The following is a 21,502-nucleotide window of genomic DNA, read 5'->3' on the forward strand; positions in this document are numbered from 1 at the left end:
CCACCATTTAGTCTCTAGAAGCTTTTCTACGAGCTCTTTATCAAAGCGGTAACGAATTATCTTGGCAGGGACTCCCCCTACAATAGCATAGGGTGGGACATCTTTAGTAACAACAGCGTTGGCTGCAATCACGGCGCCGTCAGAGATTGTTATACCTGGCTTAAGTGTTACGTTTTGTCCAATCCAAACATCATTGCCTATGATGAGTTTGTCTTCCTCTGGCGAAGAATAGGTTTGGATTTTCCCTTTATTTACCCCAAAAAGATTACAATATGTGATTGGACTTGTCGTAATCCTCTCGATAGGGTGTTGAAAGCCCATTATTTCCAAACCTTTTGCGATTGAGGTGTATCTCCCTACTGTTGCATAGTTTGGAAGGACTGAGTGGGAATAGGAGAAGCTTCCCATACTCCAAATGTATTTAGATTTTGGGTAAGTACATGATTCTTCAATGACTGTAGGGCGTTCGCAAGCAGAAACTTTCCCCAAGTAATGACGGGAAGATAAAGTAATGTTGAGGATCTTGAGTTGTTTTCGTTGCTGTAGTGACAGGAAAAACTTCCGATTATGCATGCCTATTACTCTTATCTAAAAAAAAGCGCAGCACCTGAGACTCATACTTTTTTAAAGTTCGTTTGAGGCGCTTATTATCCCAAGATCTGTTTTCGATTCCAGAAAACTCTTTCCAGTCCGCAAGATCAATTTCCAGTGCTAAGTTACCCCGATTATAAAAGCGCTCAGTAACATCTAGGCCAATGTTCTCGGGTAAATCGACAATCAGGTTATTGGCAATAAATGTCTTCCAATATTCTTTCCCAAGACCAGCGTGATCATCTGCTTTAGTAATGAGCATGTAGTCATTGCCTAACAAGCGAGAAATCCAACTCAAGCATAAAAACTGCTCTGTTGCAGGGTAGCGAGATTTGTATCCAGACACTTTATTAAAGCGTAATTCAGGTACAAAGTTCCCGTTCCAAATTTTTAGCAAATCCGCAGTTTCACCAAAATCAAACAGATCGCTTTTATGGAAATGGACCTCTCTTCCCGCATGAGATGAAATAAAGAACGTACTACTAGTAACTACACGTGAGTTTAGCAAGGCATGTTTGCTGTCTCTCGATGTTCCTGAATATTTCTCGTACAGCTCAACAAAGCCTCTACCAGTTAGTAGATTATCTGTCCTCATTTTTACGGCGAACTTAGTTTCAACTTTAGCTAACCCCATGTGTGAGCTATGTAGTTGACGATTATTGTTGAGTTGAATTCGTTCGTCACAATGATAAATGAAGTTAGGCCCTGGGTCGTCAAGCTCAAGCACTAGGTCATAATCTAAGCCTTGATGAGGCTGCCCTTTCCATGTCGATAAAACGATTTTAGACTCTGGAAAGTGATACCTAATGGAATCCAAACATTGTTCGGTTATCCCCTTAATTTGATCGCGCCCCGAGGTCGCTTGGATAGGGCCTTGAACAACGAATGTAATATCTTGGTTTGCAATAGTCATGGGTGTCTGTTATCGAATGAGCCCAGGCATAGTAGTCGACTGGGCATAAGCTAATTAATCATCAAAGAGGTGGCTTAATGTGTCGCTATCTCGTTCTAGATTAATAGCAACTGCAGATGGATATGGATTCGTTGCTGAGTGGTCGTTGATTAGGTAACGACGAGTATGTGGTAAACCAAATAGGCATCGATCAACACGTACTCCAAATTTTGCTAGCTCTTGAGTTGTGTACTCAATTTCACTTTCAGGTCTTGATGACGTTAATACCAAGAATAGACCACCATCTTTCTGTAGCTCAGCAATCTTAGTTAGGTTTGCTTCTAGTCCAGGAGTTTTCCAGCCATTCTTCGCAAACTTACTACCATTCTTAAGCAGGACACCGTCTACGTCGCAGAAGACAGTCATATGTTTTTTGCAGAAGTGGCGGTATTCGCGCAGCGTGCCCCAATCAACGTACTCAGATGCTGAACGACGGACGAACTCTTCATTTGACATTAGCATCTTGTATATTACGTGTGAAATGTACACTTCTTTGTCAGATGAAATGTTTTCAAAAGTGGAGCAGAACTCTTGGGCGGAGCGGAAACTATAGCCACCACAACAAAAAAAGTTACTGATAACTTCTTTTTCTACAATGTTCGAGATAACCCCTAAAGAGTCAACTTCTACATAACTCTTGTTTTTGGCATCTACAAGCTCAATATCGTTGAGGTCAATGGTCGTGACGGCATTGATTGGTTCTGGAGAACATGAAAACTTATTGTCGCAGTCTTTGATAAAGAAAGATTCTTCTATTTGGCCTTGTTTGATCGCCTGATAGATAGTCTCTGATTGCGATGAGGTTGGCTCTTGTAAAACAACAAAATCTGGAGTTACACCTGTTGCGCGAATAAAGCTTTCCGAGACAACTTCTTGAGACGTGTATTTTTCCAAATGTTCTTGCAAACAGACGATAACTACGCGATCAAACTTCTCTAGGTCAATAGCTTCAATCGATTTCTCAAGCATTAGTTTTCCATCTGGCATAGTCAGAAGCCACTTAGGTCTCATGTTTGGAAATCGAGAAGAGCGCCCCGCGACGGGTAAAATTAATGTAAACATAAGTTATCCTGTTATTTTTTGCATAGTCTTGGTCATTGCCCAATTAAACCAAGTAATAGTAACATCATCGTGGTCTTGGATATAAGGTGCTATTCTTAGTATGGTGAGAGCTTCAATGATTCTCATTTCATACTCAAATAGCCTTTCTAATGTAGCTAAGAAAGATGGTTTAGCATGCTCGCAAAAAATTTCACCTTTAATTCTGACACTTGCTTTTTCTTTTCTGAAGCTCCAACCAAAGTCGAAGTCTTGGATAAGCTTAGCAGCGTCCTGTAAAGGACTATTAATGTCACAGCTAAGAAAATCGAATAAAGTTAGTTGATTATCTTCAGTAACTTTGAGGTTAGATAGGGTTAAGTCTCCATGGCACATACCTAAGGGTAGTTCCAAGTCTTTCTTGCAATAGTTGAGCAATGTTTCTATGTGAACCTGTACATTAGGTAATGTAGTTTCTTTTCCCGAAAGATGTTCTTTAATTGATAATATCTTTTGTCGAATCGCTTCAACCGGGTAAACGCCATCTTCACTTTGGGATACGGAATTGATTAAGTAAAAATCTAGCGCTGTTTTTAAATTTTTCGCGACAATTTTAGAGCCTTTATAGGCAACTTGCTCACCACCGAGGCCTTCAATGAATGGCATAGAAACAGATAGCTCTTTGTCCGTCTTGTTTATTTCAAGCACAGGTATTGCAGAGATCTTATAAGATGGCGTAACTAAGGATTTAAAGTTGCGTTGCTTTATAATAGCTTCGTAGTTTCTATCTAGCGAGGAGTAAATTTTTTTTCGCACAAGATAGGAATTTGATTCTTGAATGACTTCAAGTACTGCACCAGAGTGAGAGGCAGCTTGAATTTTACTGTTTATTTCTCGCATATCTAGCTACAACCTTATTTATTATCCAGATTCCCGATAAGGCGAATGGTGGTTTCTATTGCGCCTGAGTTTCTTTGCACAAACTCCAATGCTGCCTGACCTTTATTGGTTCTAAGTGAGTCATTGTTAAACAGAGACAGTAAGCTTTCAAAGAGCTCTTCACTACTTTTTACAACTGAACATGCATCATGTGCGATCAAGGCTTGTGTAATATCTTGAAAGTTATAAAAGCTAGGACCAGTTAAAGTCGCTTTTGCCAATGCTGCAGGCTCTAATAGGTTGTGTCCACCCACTTTATCACCGACAAGGCTTCCCCCCATAAAACAAATATCTGATGCTTCAATTTGTTCAAGCATTTCTCCCATAGTATCGCCAATGTAGACTTGAGTTGAATTAGTGACTTTCTCTCCACTACTTCTTGATACCGTAGGAAAGCTCGCTTCTGAAAGAGATTTTACTTTAGAGAACCGTTCTGGATGTCTAGGCACCAAAATAAGAATCGCGTCAGGTTTATGCTTAAGAAGAGAGGTGTGTGCAGAGATAACTATTTCATCTTCACCTTCATGCGTACTTGCTGCAATCCAAACTGGGCGAGACGAACCAAGTGTTTGTCTAAGTGTTTGACCTTTGGCTTTTGTTTCTTGACTAACCATTATGTCGAACTTAATTGAACCGGAGACGGATAATTTCTCAGGATGCACACCTAACGTTTTAAAGTTGTTTGCATCGTTGGGATACTGACAAACTATCCTAGTAATACTTCGGTTAAGTTGCTTAGCTAGAGTCGGAACCTTCTTATAACCGTTGCAGGACTTATCGGAGAGGCGTGCATTAACTATTGTTATAGGAATTCCTGCGTGATTCGAGAGGTACAACGTATTTGGCCAGATTTCAGTTTCCATGATGATCAGCTGACAAGGCTTGATTATTTTAAGGAATTGGTTAATGGCAAAAGGAAAATCAAAAGGCATGTACCTATGTGTTACGAGTTTCCCCAGTTTTTTAGCTTGTTCTGCACCTGTTGCTGTCGTAGTTGTTAGAACGATGTTTATCTCAGGGTACTGTTCTTTTAGCTTATAAATTAGAGGCGTAGCAGCTATTGTTTCCCCCATAGACACTGCATGAATCCAAATTGGGCTCTCCCTGAAAGGAAGAGCAGGGGTGACACCCCAATGCTCTTTCCATCGAGATCCTATTCTGGGTTTACCCGACTTAGTCTTATAGAGGCTATAGATAAACAGTGGTGATACAAGACCGAGTAGCACTGTATAGACGAGTCTGAAGATCAATGCGAATAACCTGCTTAGTCGTTATTTCTTGATTAAGTCATCTGGATCTAAATGAGTCCATTTACCACGTGGTTTATCCATGTATTGAAAGTACTCGTTAGTGAATGAGCCTTGGATACACACATAATTTCGATCACGAGACTGAGCCTCTTTGTTTTCAAGAACCCTGTTCAATACCATAGGACCTGTCGTATCAAAAACACCTTTGACACGTTCACCTTGAGCGTAATTCATAACATTATCAACGATAATGTCTAGTGCTTCTTTGAATATAGGATTGTTTGGTTCAGTTGCTAAAAAGTAGTTCGTGTATTCAGTATTGTTCTTTATCTTGATAAACAACGCAGACTCGATACCAGCCAAAATTCGTTTTAGTGGCCACACTAAAGTTGCGTCGATATCCATATAGATCCCCCCCTCTTTGTGCAAGACAGCGAGGCGCCACACATCAGCCTGAGCCGCGCCATCGTTAAGCTTCATATAGCTTTCGTACACGTCGGGAGATGCGTTGTTTTTTAGGTACTCTCCGCGAGCTTCTGTGCTGACGTATCGATAATCATAATCGAGCGACATCAAGCGATTGAAGAGATAATTAAGATAGACAGGTAAGGTCGACTTGTTAGAAAAGTTTGTCTGCCAGATAATTTTGGTTACATCGCTTTTACGATTTGTATGAACCTTAGCCGCAGAGTATTCAGGGATCGTAAAGCGCAGTTTTGGAAAAACAAAGTGAAACGGATATGACAATACTTTGAAAATGTTGCCAACCAATTTAATCACTCGGTTGGAAATCAAGATTAGAGCTGTGTTCATAAAGTTGTTACCTACGATGGCTTGAGCAGCACGAGTCAAGCCAAATTCGTTCTGTTATATGATCGAACTGACGGTGGTCAGAACAATGTGTGAGCTACTGAAGAGAGTATATCTAACTGGCTCAGTGGAACAAAACTTTCGAATACCTGAAAATGAAAATATTTGGTCTGTTTGTACGTGAAACACTATTTGATAAACTCTTTTAGAGCATCTATTACGGTGTTCGGTGTTAGTTTGTTAAGACAATCCAAATGACCAAGAGGACATTCTCTCTTAAAGCATGGCCGACAGTCTACATCAGTGTGCACCATTCTTAGCTTATCGGTGAGTGGAGGCGTGTATTTTGGTGAACTCGAGCCGTAAATTGCTACGATATTACAACCAACGGCTGCAGATACGTGCATCAATCCTGAGTCATTACTGACTACAGTGTGGCACGCAGCTAATAGATCGACTGCCTCAATCAGAGACGTTTCACCTGCTAAGTTGAAACATAACCGAGCTTGCTCATTCGACAATTTCGAGCGAATAAGTTCACAGACATCTCTGTCTTTGTCTGAGCCAAATAGCCAAATTTGATAGCCATTTTCAATTGCAAACTGAGCGACTTGCGTATAGTAAGGATCGGGCCAACGCTTTGCTGGGCCAAATTCGGCTCCAGGACAAAGTCCTATAATTGGTCGAGTGTCCTCCAAGCTTAAGCGAGATCTTACGTTTTGTTGGCTGATAATGTTGATGGATAGACTTGGTCTAGGGCAATTTGTTAGCTCAACGTTGGTAAGCATCTCACCTTTAGGGTGCGCTAATGCAACGTATCTTTCGACCATGTACTGGAAAACACGTTTATCTGGCCGTAAGTCATTGAGTAGACCATAGCGCATTTCCCCTTTCCAACCTGTTCTTGAGCTGATACCTGCGAAGAATGGAATCAAAGCAGATTTGGCTGAGTTAGGTAAAATATAAGCGTGGGTATATCCCTCTTTAGCCAGTGTACGGGCCAATTTCCAGCGACCTCTCAGGTTAAACTCACCATGCCCTATTGGCATCTCAATGGCTTGATTGATTTCTGGCATACGCTCCAAGATAGGCTTACACCAAGCAGGAGCGAGAACATCTATCTCAGCATTTGGATGTTGATGGCTTAACGCCGTATAAAGGCTTTGCGACATTACCATATCGCCAACCCATGATGGGCCAATTATTAGAATCTTCATTGCTTTTCTTGTTTCTCCCAGTGATATTTTTCTGCAGAAACATTAGCGAAAAAAACTGCGAGCATAAATCCGTAGAAAGAGCCGATAAGGTTGGCTGTGAGTGGTACTTCAGTTATGCCATATATCGCAAATCCAGAAACAAAAAGTGTTGCTGAAAGTGACCAGTTTGTTTTGTACTTTACATAATGTCGGAAAAATATAAGGAGTGGTGCGACGAATACTCCAAATATGCTTATAAGTCCAAAAAAACCATTGGTTGCGAGCATCTCAAAATATTGGTTATGAGCATGTCCTCTTGTTATTTTTGAAGCACCTTTACTTATTTTTTTGTCTAAATATAATTGATGATTCAGCTCTTCTCTTTTAGAGTATGGCAGACCGAAGAGGGGGTTTACTTTAAACGCTTCAAAGGCACCATACCAATATTGAAGTCTGTAACCAGAAGAGGTCGCACTTCCAATGTTGCCTGATGCTATTAAGCTGAATTCTTGATATGTATAATCAATACGACTTTTAAAATTAGTCGAATTATTATAAAGCGTGAAAATAGCCAAGAATAGTGTTAAGCAACCTAAGGTTATATGTTTCTTTTTAAATCTATTAATATTAATTATAACTAAGAGTGCTAAGAGTATTGGTATGGCAAATATTGCACCACGAGTATAAGTGAATATTGTAGCTATAATGGAAAGCATGAATCCGATTACAAGGAGGACCTTTAGTTTAGATTCAAGAGCAAATGTCAAAGCGAGAAAAGACAAAGAACATGCAAGATAACCAAAATTGATACTGAATAAAAAACCATCTACTCTAGGCATTTTTATGATAAAGTGCTGGTAATATGCCAACGCAAATGCACCAATGGTTCCTATAATAAGACCTATCTCAAAATAAACTCTATAATTCGATTGGTGCTTGGAAAGGTGTGTTTTAAGAGCATAATAAATAGGGATGCAAAGGAGTAATCTTCCACCTCCTTGGAAATAGCGTGCAGTTGTTCCATCGTAAATGACTATTGGTATCGCCCCAATAAAGTAAATGGAAAGGCAAAGAGTTACAACTATATCAAATTTGGTTATAGTTATATGGCTACGATTTAAATATAAATATATTAGCGATAACAATATAGCAATAGCTATTACAGCCACACTGAAATTACTGGTCGTGAGCAGTAGTGCTGGTACTAACAACATTATCCAACTCATATAGGATTCATAAGGCTTGTGAAACAACATAGCTAACCTGTGAAGTTATCTTTCTTTTTAAAAAGGTAATTACCACGGATTTTTCTCCATAAACCGAATACATCAGTTCTTGGAAAAATCGCAATTCTACGAATTTGAAATGGATCCTGATGAGTGGTTAGAGGACCACTATTGGTCGCTACAGCAAAATTATAGCCAAGCTTTTCCGCGCAATGTTTAGATTCAGCATCTAACGAGCCGTAAGGATATGCAAAAGAAGTTAGTGGCTTTCCTAACAGGTCTTCTAACTCTTCCTTATTATTTTTTATCTCCGCTTCTTGCCTCTCTGGAGATAAAGTATCCAGGTGAGGGTGGCTGACCGTATGCCCCCCAATCTCTACATGTCCAGACTCTGACAAGGCTTTAAGTTCTTGTGCATTCATTAACGAAACGGGCTTCTCTGGATTATCTTTAACTTCAACATCCCAACGATTAAAAGTTTCACCTGTAACCGTGTAAACAACAGCTTTGAAGTTGTACTTTTCTAGTAGCGGAAGCAGCAGTTCATAGTTATCTCTATAACCATCATCAACAGTAATGATAATGTAGCGCTTGCCATATTCTAGCCGACTGATTAAGCCCTTTTCCGCCAAATCTTCAAAGGTGATAGTTTCAAATCCCATCTTTTTGATTAGTTTGAAATGCTTTTCTAGCATATCAATATGTAAATATGTGCCATGTACCCCTTTTTCACTTTCATCTTTAATGAAGCGGTGGTACATAATGATTGGCATCTCTTTACGTATTTTTTCAACGTAAACCGTTTGGTAGATGTTTTCTACTTGGTCGACGATGTTTGTTAGGCTATAGTTTTCTCTAATCGTTTCAACGATTTCTTTGTAACAATGTTTACTTTGTAGACCAATTTCAACTTGCTGCTTGATTGATGAAAAGTCTATGTCGAGATCTTTAGGGCCAATATCGCCAAAGTTGCTCGCCATTGCTTCTTTGATATTACTTCCATCCACTAAACCAATCGCTTTTGCTTCACCTATCGCAAGAGTAGGTCTTCCACACAGCAGAGATTCCATTGCTACCCGACCTGCTCCGATCACAAGATCTGACGTGGCTAAAACCGAGGCTACATCATTGGAGTAGCCACAAAAATCTACGCACTGTCTAAATTTATCAAAACGAGGTTCAATTTTTGAGCCTGAAACTACTTTTACATTGTAAGAATCAGTATCTAGACATTCATTGAGCAGCTGATAGCAAAGATCACCTTTAGGGCCTGTTAAGCGACCAATAATAGTCACAATCGGCTTGTCATTTTCTGGCGCTTTTAACCAAATGAATTTGTCTGTCTCTATACCGTTTCTGCTTACTTTTAGTTGCGTTTCTGCCACACCTAGTTCGCGCACTAGCTGATCTTTAATGGCCTCACATACGGGAAGGGCTTTATCTCCCATTGCATGGAACTTTTTTCGTGATGCGTGAACTGGTTGCCTACCATGAACTGTGGTCACCATCGGCGTCCCAGTGATCTTACATGCTACATGGCAGCTCCAACTGGAAGCACGCGAGTGAGCATGGACAAGCTGAATCTTATGCTTTTTAATCAAATAGACTAGATAAGCGACATGCCAAAAGCGGCGAGGGATACTGCGCTTGTTAAAACGTAGCTTGAAATATTCGCCTTTGAAAGGTTTTGTTAACGTGTCAGACACATAATGAACGTTATGCCCTCTGGCAGTTAGTTCATTACCAACGGTAGTGGCATAAACTTCTGCACCCGTTACCTCTAACTGCGAGAGTGCCATTAAGATATTCATTATTTAACTCTAATAATTTGGAAAACGCTTAGCAGATTATAGATGAGCAGGTGAGCATAGCGTTTTATTGACGTCTATGTCACCCCTAAATGCTCTAAGAGTTGATAGTTTGCATGTATTCAGCAATGCCTTCCGCGACAGATTTAAACTCATGATCGCAACCTGCTGCGCGCAGCTTAGTTAGATCGGCTTGCGTAAATTCTTGGTAAGCGCCTTTTAAGTGCTCAGGGAATGGTATAGTTTCAATTTCACCTTTGCCATGAAATTTAATTACCGCTTTGGCTACTTCTTCGAATGACTCTGCGTTACCTGTACCTAGGTTGAAGATACCTGAAGCGCCGCTTTTCATAAACCACAAGTTAACAGCGGCAACGTCACCTACATACACGAAGTCACGCTGGAATGTTTCACTACCTTGAAACAGCTTTGGATTCTCGCCCGCGTTCATCTGGTTGTTGAGATGGAAGGCGACTGAAGCCATAGAACCCTTATGCTGTTCACGGGGACCATAAACGTTGAAGTATCGGAATCCTGTTATTTGAGATAGTTTTTCTCCATGCTCTTCAGCATCTTGCCAAATTCGACGTACATAATTATCAAACTGCTGTTTTGAGTAACCGTATACATTTAGTGCACCTTCGTATTCTTTTTCTTCGATAAACGTATCTGTTTCGCCATATGTAGCCGCAGAAGACGCATAAAGGAAAGGAATCTCACGCTCTAGGCAGTAATGAAGCAGCTCTTTTGAATACTCATAGTTATTGAGCATCACATATTTGCCATCCCATTCTGTTGTTGCTGAGCATGCACCTTCATGGAAAACGGCATCGATTGGTCCGAAATCATCGCCCGCCATGATTTGGGTAAGGAAGTCATCACGATCCATGTAGTCCGCAATATCTAGGTCTACAAGGTTCTGGAACTTTTTACCATTCTTTAGGTTATCCACGACAAGAATATCATTAATACCCTTATTGTTGAGTGCTTTAACGATGTTGCTGCCAATCATCCCAGCACCACCAGTTACGATGATCATAGCTTAATCCTGCAATAGTCGATTTGACGGTCGATTATATCAAGGATGAAGACAGGTGGAAATGTTCTTGTTTACCCGCAGCGTTGAAGTATTCATCTAACTGTGTCTATGTTTAGCAAGTATAATTGTGTACTAATGCTGATGCAGTACGGTTTATAAGCCTTGTTTTTGTCAATTTTAATATTGATCGAGGTTATGCTAGTTAGAAAGCAACGAGATACAAACGCTGTGTAGTATAATCAAGATATGCTTGATTATACTAAGCCTTGGTGTTTTACCAAACTTCATGAGCTACCATGTATACAGTCAAATATGAAGTTAGTCATGCTACCTTAGTTTACTTAGTTCCAAATGAAGCTGCGTCACACATACTACTTCTATCACTAAGAGGGGGGAGATAAAGTTTGACCCCATCTATAGATTACAATACCATTCCGACTCACTGAAACTGACCTTTTGACCTAGCAGTAACGTTGGGTTGTTGTGATTTTAAAACAAGTGCTGATATTAGAATCGATGGTATGTTTTGTGTGGTGTTTTGAAGCCCCAGTAGTGTTAACAGTGTTCCAACTAAGCTAACATTTAGGCATCTTAAGTGGTTGTTTTTTCTAAAAAGCTGGCTAGGTACAGTATATAAAAGTTAATATAAAGTTAGAGGGTTGTCTCGGTTGTCGATGTTGAATGGATTATTCAAGGGGTTAGTTAAAGTTCTTTCTAGCGTTTCTTCTAGAAGTTTACCGGGAGTCTTAAATCTTGCATCTTTATGGTTTTTCTCTCACTACCTAGATAGTGGCGAGTATGCTGAAAACTCTAATTATGTATATCTAGTATCTTATATCTCAGGTATGACCCTTGGAATTGTTTATTTCAGTTTGGTTGTTATTTTACCTAGTTCTGATGAGGATGACAAAAGCCTAGAAACTCTTGCTTACATCTTTAAAAAGGCTTTTTTGTTTTTATCTGTACTTTTTATTTTTATTTGGCTTATGGGGTTGTTGGAGCCAAGAGTAATATTAGGCATTTTGGTCTTATCACTATTTCAATATTCAGTGGAACTTAATCGAGCAAAAGGAAATTTTAAAGTTGCCTTAAGGTTACTGTATACTCAATCTTCCATTTTATTTATTTTGATACTGTTTTCTTGGTATTTTAGCGTGAAGGTGAACTTCGAATTTCTCTTTATACTCGCTTACTCTTTTTCAGTACTTGCTGTCGATTTTTCTACTGTATCCGCATTGTTTCGCGCTCGCTTGATAGGAGAGAAGAAAGTCGTATTCGATATGTTTTCTGTTTTCAGCGGCGCTTTTCTTTTGAAAGTGTCAGAGGGATTTGTTCCTGCCTTTCTTCGCTATGTGGTGCTTCCTCATTACCCAGATTCAAAAGACTTTGCCACATTAGCAATGGATTTGGTGCAGCGATTTGTCGCTACGCTTTTTAACGCAGTAAAGTTTTTTGTAATGCCAAGTCAGGTGAAAGAGTACCACGGCCGTAAGTTCAACCCTAAGGTCGGCGGTGCGCTTAATCATATTTCTTTAATCATTGCGATGACAGTCATAACTAGTTTTGTTCTAGTTGTTACTTATTCTGATTTATTAAGCAATTGGAAAATATTCCATGATTTGGGGCCAAAGTTAGCCGAACTTGATTTGATGTACTTGTTTTTCGTTATCGTCATTTATCAAATTTCCAATTTTTATCGCAAGTCTTCGGTAGATATATACTTGATGTCAAACAGAAGATATAGCGAGTTGGTACTATTGCACTTTTTTGCTCTCGTAACCGCTTCCACATTTTTCTATTTTGGGTTCGCGTATTTAGGAGTGTTTTGTGTTGTTGCCGTTTACTATGTGACAATTTATTTTTTGAGTAGGATACTATTGAGGGAGAAAAAGGTTGAATTATAAAACCAATATAATTGTACTCGCTGCTGGAGAAGGAAAGCGATTTTTTTCTTCTGGTGGTCAGATCTTAAAACAACTAGTTCCATTTGATGGGGTCCCATTGCTTAGAAGAATCCTTCTGCAAATCAAGGAACTCAACATAGACACAAACATAATAGTAGTAGTCGGAGAAGATGATACCCAAGAAGGGCAGATTAAAGAATGCCTTGCTGATATTAGCGGTGTTAGGTATGTGAAAAACCTACAAAGTCGCTCCGATAACAACTTTTATTCTGTAAAATGTGCTTTGCAACATTGTAAGTTGGGACCATCGCTAGTAATTGAAGCTGATTGCGTTTTTGAATCTGATGATTTGAAAACTTTCTCAGACCATGTAATCGACAGTACTGATATCGTTTGGGGTTGTATTGGTTCTGCAAACAAATATGATCATGGAGGTATCCTTGTACGCCTTAATGGTTGTTGGGAACCGAAAATTACTCAAGGCGACGAGTTCCAAAGATTATCTCAGGATCCTAAAGCACTAAAAATGTTCGGCTTAGTTGGTATTCCGTTGAACCAGAGTGGTCTGTTTTTTGAACAGGTCGCGAGTGCAGAGTACAAAACGCCAAAATACTTTCATCAGGTGTTTTTTGATTCAACTGATTGCTATAGTCACACGGTTTTTGACTTTGGAGCTAAAGCATTTTCGTTTAATACAAAAGATGAGTTAAATTCCAATGAGTAGATTTGAATTAATGTCCCCAGATGAGCTGATACCAATTGAAGACTTTAGTCGAGAAAGAGTTGAATGGTTGAAATCGAAGGTTACAGAAGAAAATGAGTGGAGCGTGCCTATTTGCGTGAGTTCTGAGGGCTTTGTTATGGATGGTCATCATCGCCATCAGACTGCACTTGCCCTCGGTCTATCTAATGTACCAGTGGAACGTTTCAGCTATTGCGAGGTAGGGTTGTATAGTTTGAGGGATGACGTTGACGTTTCATATGAGATTATTAAATCGAACATTGCGTCTGGGGTTATCTTTCCATATAAGACAGCAAAACATGACTTTCCCTCAGCAAGAGAGAACTTTGAACCAGTTCCTCTTGATAAACTGAAGTAGATATAAAGAGTAGAGTTTATGAAGACTATAATACTAGCTGCTGGTATGGGCGTATCTCTTGACGGTGCGAACCGTTTATCCTTGACTATCTCTTCTGATGGAGAGACTGTATTTGAGCGATTGCGTAACCAGTTTAGTGATGACTTGACAATTGTCGTAGGTTACCGAGCTGCTGATGTAATATCGAGTACTTATAGCGCAAAGCATGTACTTAATCCTTTTTGGCATGAAACGGGTAGTGCATACTCTGCGTTTTTAGGCCTTGAAGCGGTAGGTCCAGTAAATGCAAGCGACAAAATCTGTATCATTCCAAGTGACCTTATATTTTCAGAGCAAGCGGTTGAACAGGTTAAACAAAACAATACTCCTGCGGTCTTTGGTCTACGTACTGAGTTTCGAAGTCCTGAATCAGCAAATCTAGAGTTAAATGGAGACGTCATTAGCGCGGTATATTCAGGGCATATTAAAGATGTGAACGATCCAATGTTTAGAGGGCCGATCATTTTCAATGGTGAGCTGTTAACTCAGATCAAAGAAGTGTGTCGCAACAACTCTGAACTCTCATTGGTTGAAGCTATTATAGCGTGCGAAGTAGATTTTAATTTTGGTGAGTTATCTGAACCTGATGTTTTTGAAATAAACTCTGTAAATGATTACTTATCGGCTAAAGCAGCATTGTAGGAATACTAAAGTGAAAGTTAGAACTTATACTTTTTTTTTGGGGGATGATTGTATTCCCCATTCAAGCGAAGAGAATGAAAGAGTTAAACGTATTTGTGCTTCGCTTCCAATAGTCTCTTCGATGCAAGATGTCCGAACCTCCAGAGTTACACTTCAAACCATCGTATTCTCAGACCTCTATGAGCTAGAAAATGCCTTAATTGGGCTTCGGGTTAACTACGATAAGTTTAGAGCTAGTGGAGTCCGTTGGGTTAATCAACCGTTAGTATATAAAGGGAATATGGGGGATTACTCTTATAACTCTGTCGTTTCAAGGTTAGTTACTCTATTAGTAGAATTACCCAATCTATTTATTTCTATACGCTCGTCTGAGTTCTCAAATAGCTTGGTTCCCGCTCATTTATATGCCTCGGTGTGTAAATCGTTGTCGCGGGTGGATATAACGGGAGGAATCAATTTCCGTTTTGGAATTGGCTTTGAGATAGCTTCTGGTACACCTTACTACCCGTTTTCTTACTCTTCTAATTTTGGAGCATCTTTAGGTATTGAGTCATTGCCTGTAGTCGCAAAAGAGCTCGCGGCGAATAAGGAAATCAGATTATCCGATAAGGCTTTAGAAGCCCTTTCTAATTGTTACGATGGAGCACAAAAAACCTTAGACTCTTGCAATATACCATTGCTTGGTGGGGATTGGTCGTTGGCACCAGTTCCGCATACTACGGATTCAGTAGCTCAGTTGATCGAAGATCAAGGTTATACAGTCGGTTCTTCAGGAGCCTTGTCAGTTGTCGGGAGCTTAACAGCTGAACTTAAGCGTATGGCAGTTGACGCTAATATCAAAGCTAGTGGCTTCAACGGAGTAATGTTAAGCGTACTGGAAGATGACCTTTTAGCTAGACGGTTTTCAGAAGGCTCAGTAACAGTAAATGACCTGATTATGTATTCAGCAGTTTGTGGCGTTGGTGTAGACATGGTGCCCATTCCCGGGGAAACATCTGAGGCAACAATTGTTGGTGTAGCTAGAGATCTTGCGATGATGGCCAGTCGTTTGCAGAAACCTTTGGGTTTACGACTACTTCCTATCCAAGGTAAGCGCTCTGGAGCGATCACACGCTTTAATCACGACTTTTTAAATGATACTTGTATACAAGGGCTTCGCTAATGTCAGATTTTAATAAGCAATCAGTGAAACAGTTTTGGGATACAAGAGCCGCTAAACTGGAAGAGACAGATAATAAGGCTTCACTTACCAACCTAGAAACAGATGAAGAGTTATCTGCACTTAAGTTAGAACTGGAATCAAAAGTTCTAAATCGAATTATAGAAGAGACTAACGAAAAAGATACTCTTTTAGATCTAGGCTGCGGTTATGGGCATTGGAGTATTCATTTTTCTAGCCTTTTCAAAAGTGTTATTGGTGTCGAATATAGTGAAAGCTTAACTAAATACGGCCAGAAACTAGCAACAGAAAAAAATATAAGAAATATTGCATTCAAGCACTCTGATGTTTGTAGCTTTCAATTTGAGGGCTCTTACGATGTTGTTTTAATTTCGGGATTATTTCTTTACCTACATGATGAAGATGTTACCGATATTCTAACACGATTATCAAAGCACTTGTCGAAAGGATCTAGAGTGATTTTGAGGGATGGAATGTCACTATTAGATCATGATCATATAATTATTGATAAGTATTCATCTGCATTAGAAGATAACTATAGTGCAATATATAGAACCCCCGAGAAATATAAGAGACTATTTTCTGAATGTAGTTATCAGTTAATAGAAAGTATGGACATGTTTAGTAAAGAGTCAGCTTTGAATAAATGGCAGGAAACGAGGCTAAGAGTCATGGTTTACGAGGTTAAGTAGAATGAATTTTTTTGATATTGTTTCTGATATTTATAGTAGACAAGCATTCAAAGAATTTTACTCTAGATATTTCTCAGGAAAACTGTCGCCAGTAATGGCCGCATATTGTTATAAAAAGAACATCCACCCTAATGTACTTACTTTAGCAATGATACCTGTTGGTATTGTTGGGGGAGGTCTTTTTATTAATGGAGGTGAGCTAAGTTGGATTCTAGGTGGTCTTGCGTTTATCTTCTTGAACATACTAGATGCTGCTGACGGAGAGGTTGCTAGATATTCTAATAAAACAAGCTTAACTGGTGATTATTACGATAGGGTAGCGCATTATGTAACTGATATCAGCGCATACTTAGGAGGAGGGGTAGGGCTTTATCTTTGGCTTGGAGATTCTCTCTTGCTATATGTTACATTTTTGCTTGTTTTGGTGCATGTCAGCGATATTGCCTTAAGAGATCTAAGAGTTTTGGTCGGTGTAGATAGTTCTCAAAAGAATCATGGTGAAAAGGCTACAGTAAAAGATAAGAAAAAAAACACCAAAATGCCGATAACGGGCGCTAAAAGATTAATTGGCGAAGTATTATTTACTAACGTAGCATTCTTCCATTTAGTACCAGTTTTTGCTGTTATACAATTGTTATTTAATATGAATTTACCTTATTTACTCGTAGGGTACTTTTGTATATTTACAGTTGTAAATACACTAAAGCTGTTAATTAGATCTGTAATCATATACAAGTTGGACGATTGGACATGATCGTAAGACTAACTAGAACTCTTCCAATGAAAAACCAGCCGGGTGCTGGTCAACATGCTTTTTTTTATTCTGATCGTATTAAAGAAAAAACAAAGATATTTGTTTCCCGCAATGGCTCGGAGGATAAATATGATTTCGGTAATGATGTTGAAGTGATCAGAATGGCAACGCCGGATGCGGTTTTAGGCGATACCTCCGGTTTTTTAAGCCGTCTTCGTATTCTCTCTGTGAAGCTGTTTGGGGACTTAGTATGCGGCTATGTTTCAATAAAAGAGCTATGGAGTATTCGTCGGGATGTTAGTTTAATACATGTTCATAGCATTGGTTTTATGTTCACAGGACTTCTCCTGAAGTTAGTATGTCGTAGTCCTGTTGTATTTGGTTTTCATGGAACGGACTTTCTTAGAGTTGAGAAGAGCACACTAGCTCGCAAAGTGTTTAGTCGATACGATGGCTTTATTTGTGTCTCTCCTCTAATGATTCAGCCATTGCAAGAGATGTTTTGTGACAAGCCAATTAAGTATGTAGGAAACTTTGTCGATACGGATTTTTTCACATTGCCTGATAGCCATAGTGAAAAAGGGGACTACTTGTTATGTGTTGCTAGTTTAAGATGGCAAAAGGATATCCATACCCTCATAAAAAGTTACGCCTATGCAGTCTCTGAGAATCCAAGTATCCAAGTTCTAAAAATAGTGGGTAGCGGACCTCAAGAGAAAGAGCTCAAAAACTTAGTGGGGCAACTAGGATTGGAAAAGCGAGTTGTGTTTGAAGGCGCTAAATCACGCGCTGAAGTATTAGAGTTGATGACAAACTGCCATTTCTTCATTCTTTCGTCTGTGAAAGAGGGGTTTCCGAAAGTTGTTTTGGAAGCTTTGGCATGTGGGAAATTTGTGATTTCGACCAATGCTGGTGCATTAAGTGAGATTCTAAACAAAGACGTCAGTCTTATAGTAGATGCGGGGGATTGTGAAAGACTAGGTATGGAGATTGCGCGATTTTCTTCCTTAACGTTTGACCGTACTCTGGCGCTAAAATGTAGGGCAGTGGCAGAACAGTATTCCATCGATTCTCTCGTTAAAAATGTTTCAAGCCTATATGAAAAGGTCTATAAATGAATGGTCATCTAGAATTACTTACAATAAAGAAAGGTAGTACAGATACAAAGTCAATTTTTACATTTTACATGTTGGCCTTATTTACATCGCATTTTTATTTCTTGGTATATCCCTACATCGTTTTTGTGTTAACTAAAGGGTGGGGGGGGAATTTATATCTTTATACAGATCTGGAAGTTAATCTTGAATTTTTCCGAGGTTTTCTCATTTCAGTCTTTGTTCTATTTTCATACTTAATGAGCTTTCTGCTTATAAGCAAATGGTGGCTCACTCGTCTAGAGAAAGAAATAAATACTAATTTTTGTTTCACTAAGCGAATGGCTTTAATATCCCTTGCTATATCAATCATGATTTATCTCCCGTGGCTTGGTGTAGATAGAGCTGAATATAAATCGTCTGTTGGATTTTGGCCTGGAGAAATTCTTATATCTACAGCAATGATGTTTTTTCTATTTGCTGTTCGAGGTGGTTATAAAGAAAAGTTAATATCAGCATTTGTCTTTTTGATAATAATACTATCTATAAGAGAGAGAGAGTATATTTTATTCATTGTTGCTCTCTTTTGGTTTTCTATAGAGAAGAAGAGGTCTAAGTTTCTACTAGCGTTGCTAGGAGTAATGGCAATTTTATTCTATAAGTCTATTTTTAATTACATTACTGGAAATGCTTCGCCAACATTTTTATTTGACGATGTTTATCACTTCATGAGGTTCTCAGCTGCGGATGCTAGGCATGCATTGAATCTTATGCAGTCTTACTTACTTGGAGAATCCCCCTCTTATATAGATACCTCTATTTATTTTCCTCATTGGGTTCAAAATCTATTTGGAACAAACTTTGAATCCAATTCACGCATGGCATCAGAGTATTACACTGAGAATATGACAGGAACTGGTTTTAATCACGCGTTAGAGCTTTGGTTGAATTTTGGGCCTTATTTACCAATATTCTGCTTTATCTCAACTGCTGGTTTGGCTTTACTGGCTAGATTAGGACCAATTTTAATTGTTCCAGTATTAACCTTCATTATCAAAGCGGCCAGAGGAGATTTATCTGCATTAGTTGTCGTCTGGATAATTTTGCCTTCATTGCTCCTAATTTGTCTATATGTTATCGATAGGTTTTTACTTCAAAATTTAACAACTACACTCAATAGATTTCGAGGTGATAAGGGTGAAGTCTGAAAACAAGACAATTAGCAAGTGGCGCGAGAGCAACATAAAATTAAAAAAGCTAGAAGTGAAGAAAATTGTTGACTATTTCGGTTCTGAATATCGATTCTCTAATGTTTTGGAGCTCGGTGCAGGAAATTGCTCACAGTCGCCTTTTTTAAGCCATTTAACTTCCGATACGCTTTTTTCTGTGGACTTGAATTCAGAGCGACTTCACTCCGGTGATAAAGTCGAGTCACAAACGTTGGTGGTAGCTGACGCAGAAAATTTGGAATTGATAGACTTTCCTGTAAAATTTGATCTTGTTTTTTCTTCGAACATGCTTGAGCACCTTCCTAATGTAAGAAACTGCTTAAAATCATCTCATTTAGTCGCTTGTAAAGACGCATACCATGTTCATATTTTACCTAATCCTACATGGCGAGTATTTTCCTTTGTGTTCTATTATCCTGTAAAGGTTAAGAACCTTCTATCAAGTTTTTCGAGAAACGATAAGCGCAGTGCAAAGACCTCTTGGGGAAACAACATCAAGTTGGAGCGAAAAGCGACTAGTGCTTTTTCCCGACTATTACCCCCTGTACACGGAATATCTGAAAATGTGTATAGAGAATTTCACGCTTTTAGGCGGTCTGCTTGGGAGTGTATTTTTGAGGAAACAGGTTATGAAGTGATCAAGGTTATACCTGGGCCTATATCTACAGGTTATGGGCTAGGATTTGATTTCTTAAAACCATTACTGAGAAAGTTTGGTATCTCGACAGAGTATATCTATATATTAAAACGAAGAAACCCTACAAGTGAAGTATAAAATATTTTCTATCAATCTTACGTCATTATATGGAATTCAAGCTGTTCTCACGCTTTTTCCCATATTGATAATTCCATTGCTAGTCAGTATTTTAGGCTTGAGTGGATACGCAAATTACGTGCTGATTGCAGCTTTATTTGGAATGTTTGAAACTGTAGTTGCATATAGCTTTCGTACAACTGCCACACGAGAGGCATCTGGCATCAATCAAGCAACACTCATGTCAGAGTTAATCTCTTCGGTTTTAAGTATACGATTGCTGCTTTCTATATTTGCACTTTTAGCGTTTTATTCATCTTATGTTGTCATTTACTCTTCTAGAGACATGGGGATATCAGACTCTGCACTATGTTTAGCACTTTTAATTAGACTACTCGGATTTATATTATCTAGTGAATGGTACTTTCAAGCTACCCAAAATACGTCAATTTATTTACTGATTACACTATTTTCTCGAGTGTTTTTCCTAGTGTCTTTGTTTTTTCCGATAGAAGACTCTTTAGCATATGTATTGCTGATGAATTCTTTGATGTCTTTGTTGGTTGGGTTAGGGGCTTTGACCTATATATTAGCTTTTACCGAAAACACCTTGGTAAAGCCTAATGCATGTCATATGAAAAACAGGTTTAGTAAGGGAACTGACTTATTTTTGTCTAGTCTAGGTGTCTATTTTTACACGAATATTAATACGGTGTTTGTATCTTCTTTTCTCTCTGCAGAACTAGTCGCTGTGTATAGTGTTGCAGAGAAAGTTTATAGAGGTGCATCGTCGTTATTTGCGCCTATTAACAAAGCCTTTTATCCAGTTTTGTTGAAGATGCGAAAGACTAATTTCAATAATTTTTCAAGACTATCTGTCGGTATATTGATTGTTCAAATAATGCTCGCCGTGACAATGTCTATTTCTTTGGATTATTTCAATGTGGAGATTTTAAGTTATTTCTTGAGTGGAGAGAAGATAAATAATGATGCTATTGGTTTTTTTTCTCATTTTGTTTATTTAATAGTTTTATTTGTCGCTTCAGCATTTACTACTTATATCCTTATTATTCTTAACTTAGATAAGAAAATAAAAAATATTACAGCCATTTTTGGTGTTGTAAATGTTGTAACTGTTCCGTTAGTTTTAAGTACTTTGCCATTTATATATATGTTTTGGGCAGTATTTTTTGTAATGCTAATGGTGGCATTGTCGCAAGTTATTCTTTCATTCGTACACTTACGAAAAGGCTTTGGGGGATAAT

Annotated in this window: 20 protein-coding genes and 1 pseudogene; 11 read left to right on the forward strand and 10 right to left on the reverse strand. The window is 38.8% G+C overall.

What is annotated here, in order from left to right:
• From AC6R00_RS12325 to rfaD, 10 genes and pseudogenes are all read right to left on the reverse strand, one after another.
• Positions 1 to 204: pseudogene (locus tag AC6R00_RS12325) on the reverse strand (CatB-related O-acetyltransferase); the annotation flags it as partial.
• Between the two features lie 361 nt (positions 205 to 565).
• Positions 566 to 1,504 carry a WavE lipopolysaccharide synthesis family protein gene (locus tag AC6R00_RS12330; protein ID WP_500640590.1) on the reverse strand — a complete coding sequence of 313 codons (939 nt, stop codon included), beginning with the start codon at positions 1,502 to 1,504 and terminating at the stop codon, positions 566 to 568.
• A gap of 54 nt (positions 1,505 to 1,558) precedes the next feature.
• On the reverse strand, positions 1,559 to 2,605 hold the full coding sequence (locus tag AC6R00_RS12335) for a glycosyltransferase family protein (RefSeq protein WP_500640591.1): 1,047 nt from the start codon (positions 2,603 to 2,605) through the stop codon (positions 1,559 to 1,561).
• Between the two features lie 3 nt (positions 2,606 to 2,608).
• The gene (locus AC6R00_RS12340) at positions 2,609 to 3,481 is read right to left on the reverse strand and encodes a phosphotransferase family protein (RefSeq protein WP_500640592.1); all 873 of its coding nucleotides are present in this window, start codon (positions 3,479 to 3,481) and stop codon (positions 2,609 to 2,611) included.
• Positions 3,482 to 3,495: 14 nt separating this feature from the next.
• Positions 3,496 to 4,770 (reverse strand): lipid IV(A) 3-deoxy-D-manno-octulosonic acid transferase, encoded by a 1,275-nt coding sequence (gene waaA / locus AC6R00_RS12345; protein ID WP_500640593.1) that lies wholly within the window; start codon positions 4,768 to 4,770, stop codon positions 3,496 to 3,498.
• A gap of 21 nt (positions 4,771 to 4,791) precedes the next feature.
• Positions 4,792 to 5,583 (reverse strand): glycosyltransferase family 32 protein, encoded by a 792-nt coding sequence (locus AC6R00_RS12350; protein ID WP_500640594.1) that lies wholly within the window; start codon positions 5,581 to 5,583, stop codon positions 4,792 to 4,794.
• A 185-nt stretch (positions 5,584 to 5,768) separates the two neighbouring features.
• Positions 5,769 to 6,797, reverse strand: coding sequence for a lipopolysaccharide heptosyltransferase II (gene waaF / locus AC6R00_RS12355; RefSeq protein WP_500640595.1), 1,029 nt, complete (start codon positions 6,795 to 6,797; stop codon positions 5,769 to 5,771).
• On the reverse strand, positions 6,794 to 7,990 hold the full coding sequence (locus tag AC6R00_RS12360; RefSeq protein ID WP_500640596.1) for an O-antigen ligase family protein: 1,197 nt from the start codon (positions 7,988 to 7,990) through the stop codon (positions 6,794 to 6,796). The genes waaF and AC6R00_RS12360 overlap by 4 nt, the downstream gene beginning before the upstream one ends.
• A 44-nt stretch (positions 7,991 to 8,034) precedes the next feature.
• The gene (locus AC6R00_RS12365) at positions 8,035 to 9,813 is read right to left on the reverse strand and encodes a bifunctional glycosyltransferase family 4 protein/polysaccharide deacetylase (protein WP_500640597.1); all 1,779 of its coding nucleotides are present in this window, start codon (positions 9,811 to 9,813) and stop codon (positions 8,035 to 8,037) included.
• A 94-nt stretch (positions 9,814 to 9,907) separates the two neighbouring features.
• Positions 9,908 to 10,849, reverse strand: a complete 942-nt coding sequence (gene rfaD, locus AC6R00_RS12370; protein ID WP_500640598.1) for an ADP-glyceromanno-heptose 6-epimerase — start codon at positions 10,847 to 10,849, stop codon at positions 9,908 to 9,910.
• 674 nt (positions 10,850 to 11,523) lie between these two features.
• Between rfaD and AC6R00_RS12375 the strand changes: the two genes are divergently transcribed.
• The 11 genes from AC6R00_RS12375 to AC6R00_RS12425 are packed head-to-tail and all read left to right on the forward strand — an operon-like array spanning position 11,524 to position 21,501.
• Complete coding sequence (locus AC6R00_RS12375) at positions 11,524 to 12,753, forward strand: hypothetical protein (RefSeq protein WP_500640599.1); 1,230 nt, start codon at positions 11,524 to 11,526, stop codon at positions 12,751 to 12,753.
• Entirely contained in the window at positions 12,743 to 13,477 is a 735-nt protein-coding gene (locus AC6R00_RS12380; protein ID WP_500640600.1) for an NTP transferase domain-containing protein, read from the forward strand. The genes AC6R00_RS12375 and AC6R00_RS12380 overlap by 11 nt, the downstream gene beginning before the upstream one ends.
• A complete protein-coding gene (locus tag AC6R00_RS12385; protein ID WP_500640601.1) occupies positions 13,470 to 13,853 on the forward strand; it encodes a ParB N-terminal domain-containing protein in 384 nt (127 codons plus the stop codon). Before AC6R00_RS12380 ends, AC6R00_RS12385 begins: the two co-directional genes overlap by 8 nt.
• Before the next feature lie 18 nt (positions 13,854 to 13,871).
• Positions 13,872 to 14,534: an NTP transferase domain-containing protein gene (locus tag AC6R00_RS12390; protein ID WP_500640602.1), complete on the forward strand. Its 663-nt coding sequence runs from the start codon at positions 13,872 to 13,874 to the stop codon at positions 14,532 to 14,534.
• 10 nt (positions 14,535 to 14,544) lie between these two features.
• A complete protein-coding gene (locus AC6R00_RS12395; RefSeq protein WP_500640603.1) occupies positions 14,545 to 15,696 on the forward strand; it encodes a DUF711 family protein in 1,152 nt (383 codons plus the stop codon).
• On the forward strand, positions 15,696 to 16,406 hold the full coding sequence (locus AC6R00_RS12400; RefSeq protein ID WP_500640604.1) for a class I SAM-dependent methyltransferase: 711 nt from the start codon (positions 15,696 to 15,698) through the stop codon (positions 16,404 to 16,406). Before AC6R00_RS12395 ends, AC6R00_RS12400 begins: the two co-directional genes overlap by 1 nt.
• 1 nt (position 16,407) lies before the next feature.
• The gene (locus AC6R00_RS12405) at positions 16,408 to 17,160 is read left to right on the forward strand and encodes a CDP-alcohol phosphatidyltransferase family protein (protein ID WP_500640605.1); all 753 of its coding nucleotides are present in this window, start codon (positions 16,408 to 16,410) and stop codon (positions 17,158 to 17,160) included.
• A gap of 26 nt (positions 17,161 to 17,186) precedes the next feature.
• The gene (locus AC6R00_RS12410; RefSeq protein ID WP_500640606.1) at positions 17,187 to 18,278 is read left to right on the forward strand and encodes a glycosyltransferase family 4 protein; all 1,092 of its coding nucleotides are present in this window, start codon (positions 17,187 to 17,189) and stop codon (positions 18,276 to 18,278) included.
• The gene (locus tag AC6R00_RS12415) at positions 18,275 to 19,462 is read left to right on the forward strand and encodes a hypothetical protein (RefSeq protein ID WP_500640607.1); all 1,188 of its coding nucleotides are present in this window, start codon (positions 18,275 to 18,277) and stop codon (positions 19,460 to 19,462) included. The genes AC6R00_RS12410 and AC6R00_RS12415 overlap by 4 nt, the downstream gene beginning before the upstream one ends.
• Positions 19,452 to 20,258 carry a class I SAM-dependent methyltransferase gene (locus AC6R00_RS12420; RefSeq protein WP_500640608.1) on the forward strand — a complete coding sequence of 269 codons (807 nt, stop codon included), beginning with the start codon at positions 19,452 to 19,454 and terminating at the stop codon, positions 20,256 to 20,258. Before AC6R00_RS12415 ends, AC6R00_RS12420 begins: the two co-directional genes overlap by 11 nt.
• Positions 20,248 to 21,501, forward strand: a complete 1,254-nt coding sequence (locus AC6R00_RS12425) for an oligosaccharide flippase family protein (RefSeq protein ID WP_500640609.1) — start codon at positions 20,248 to 20,250, stop codon at positions 21,499 to 21,501. Before AC6R00_RS12420 ends, AC6R00_RS12425 begins: the two co-directional genes overlap by 11 nt.
• Position 21,502: the final 1 nt, after the last annotated feature.

The organism is Vibrio sp. R10-SF1-ISO8 (assembly GCF_059833805.1).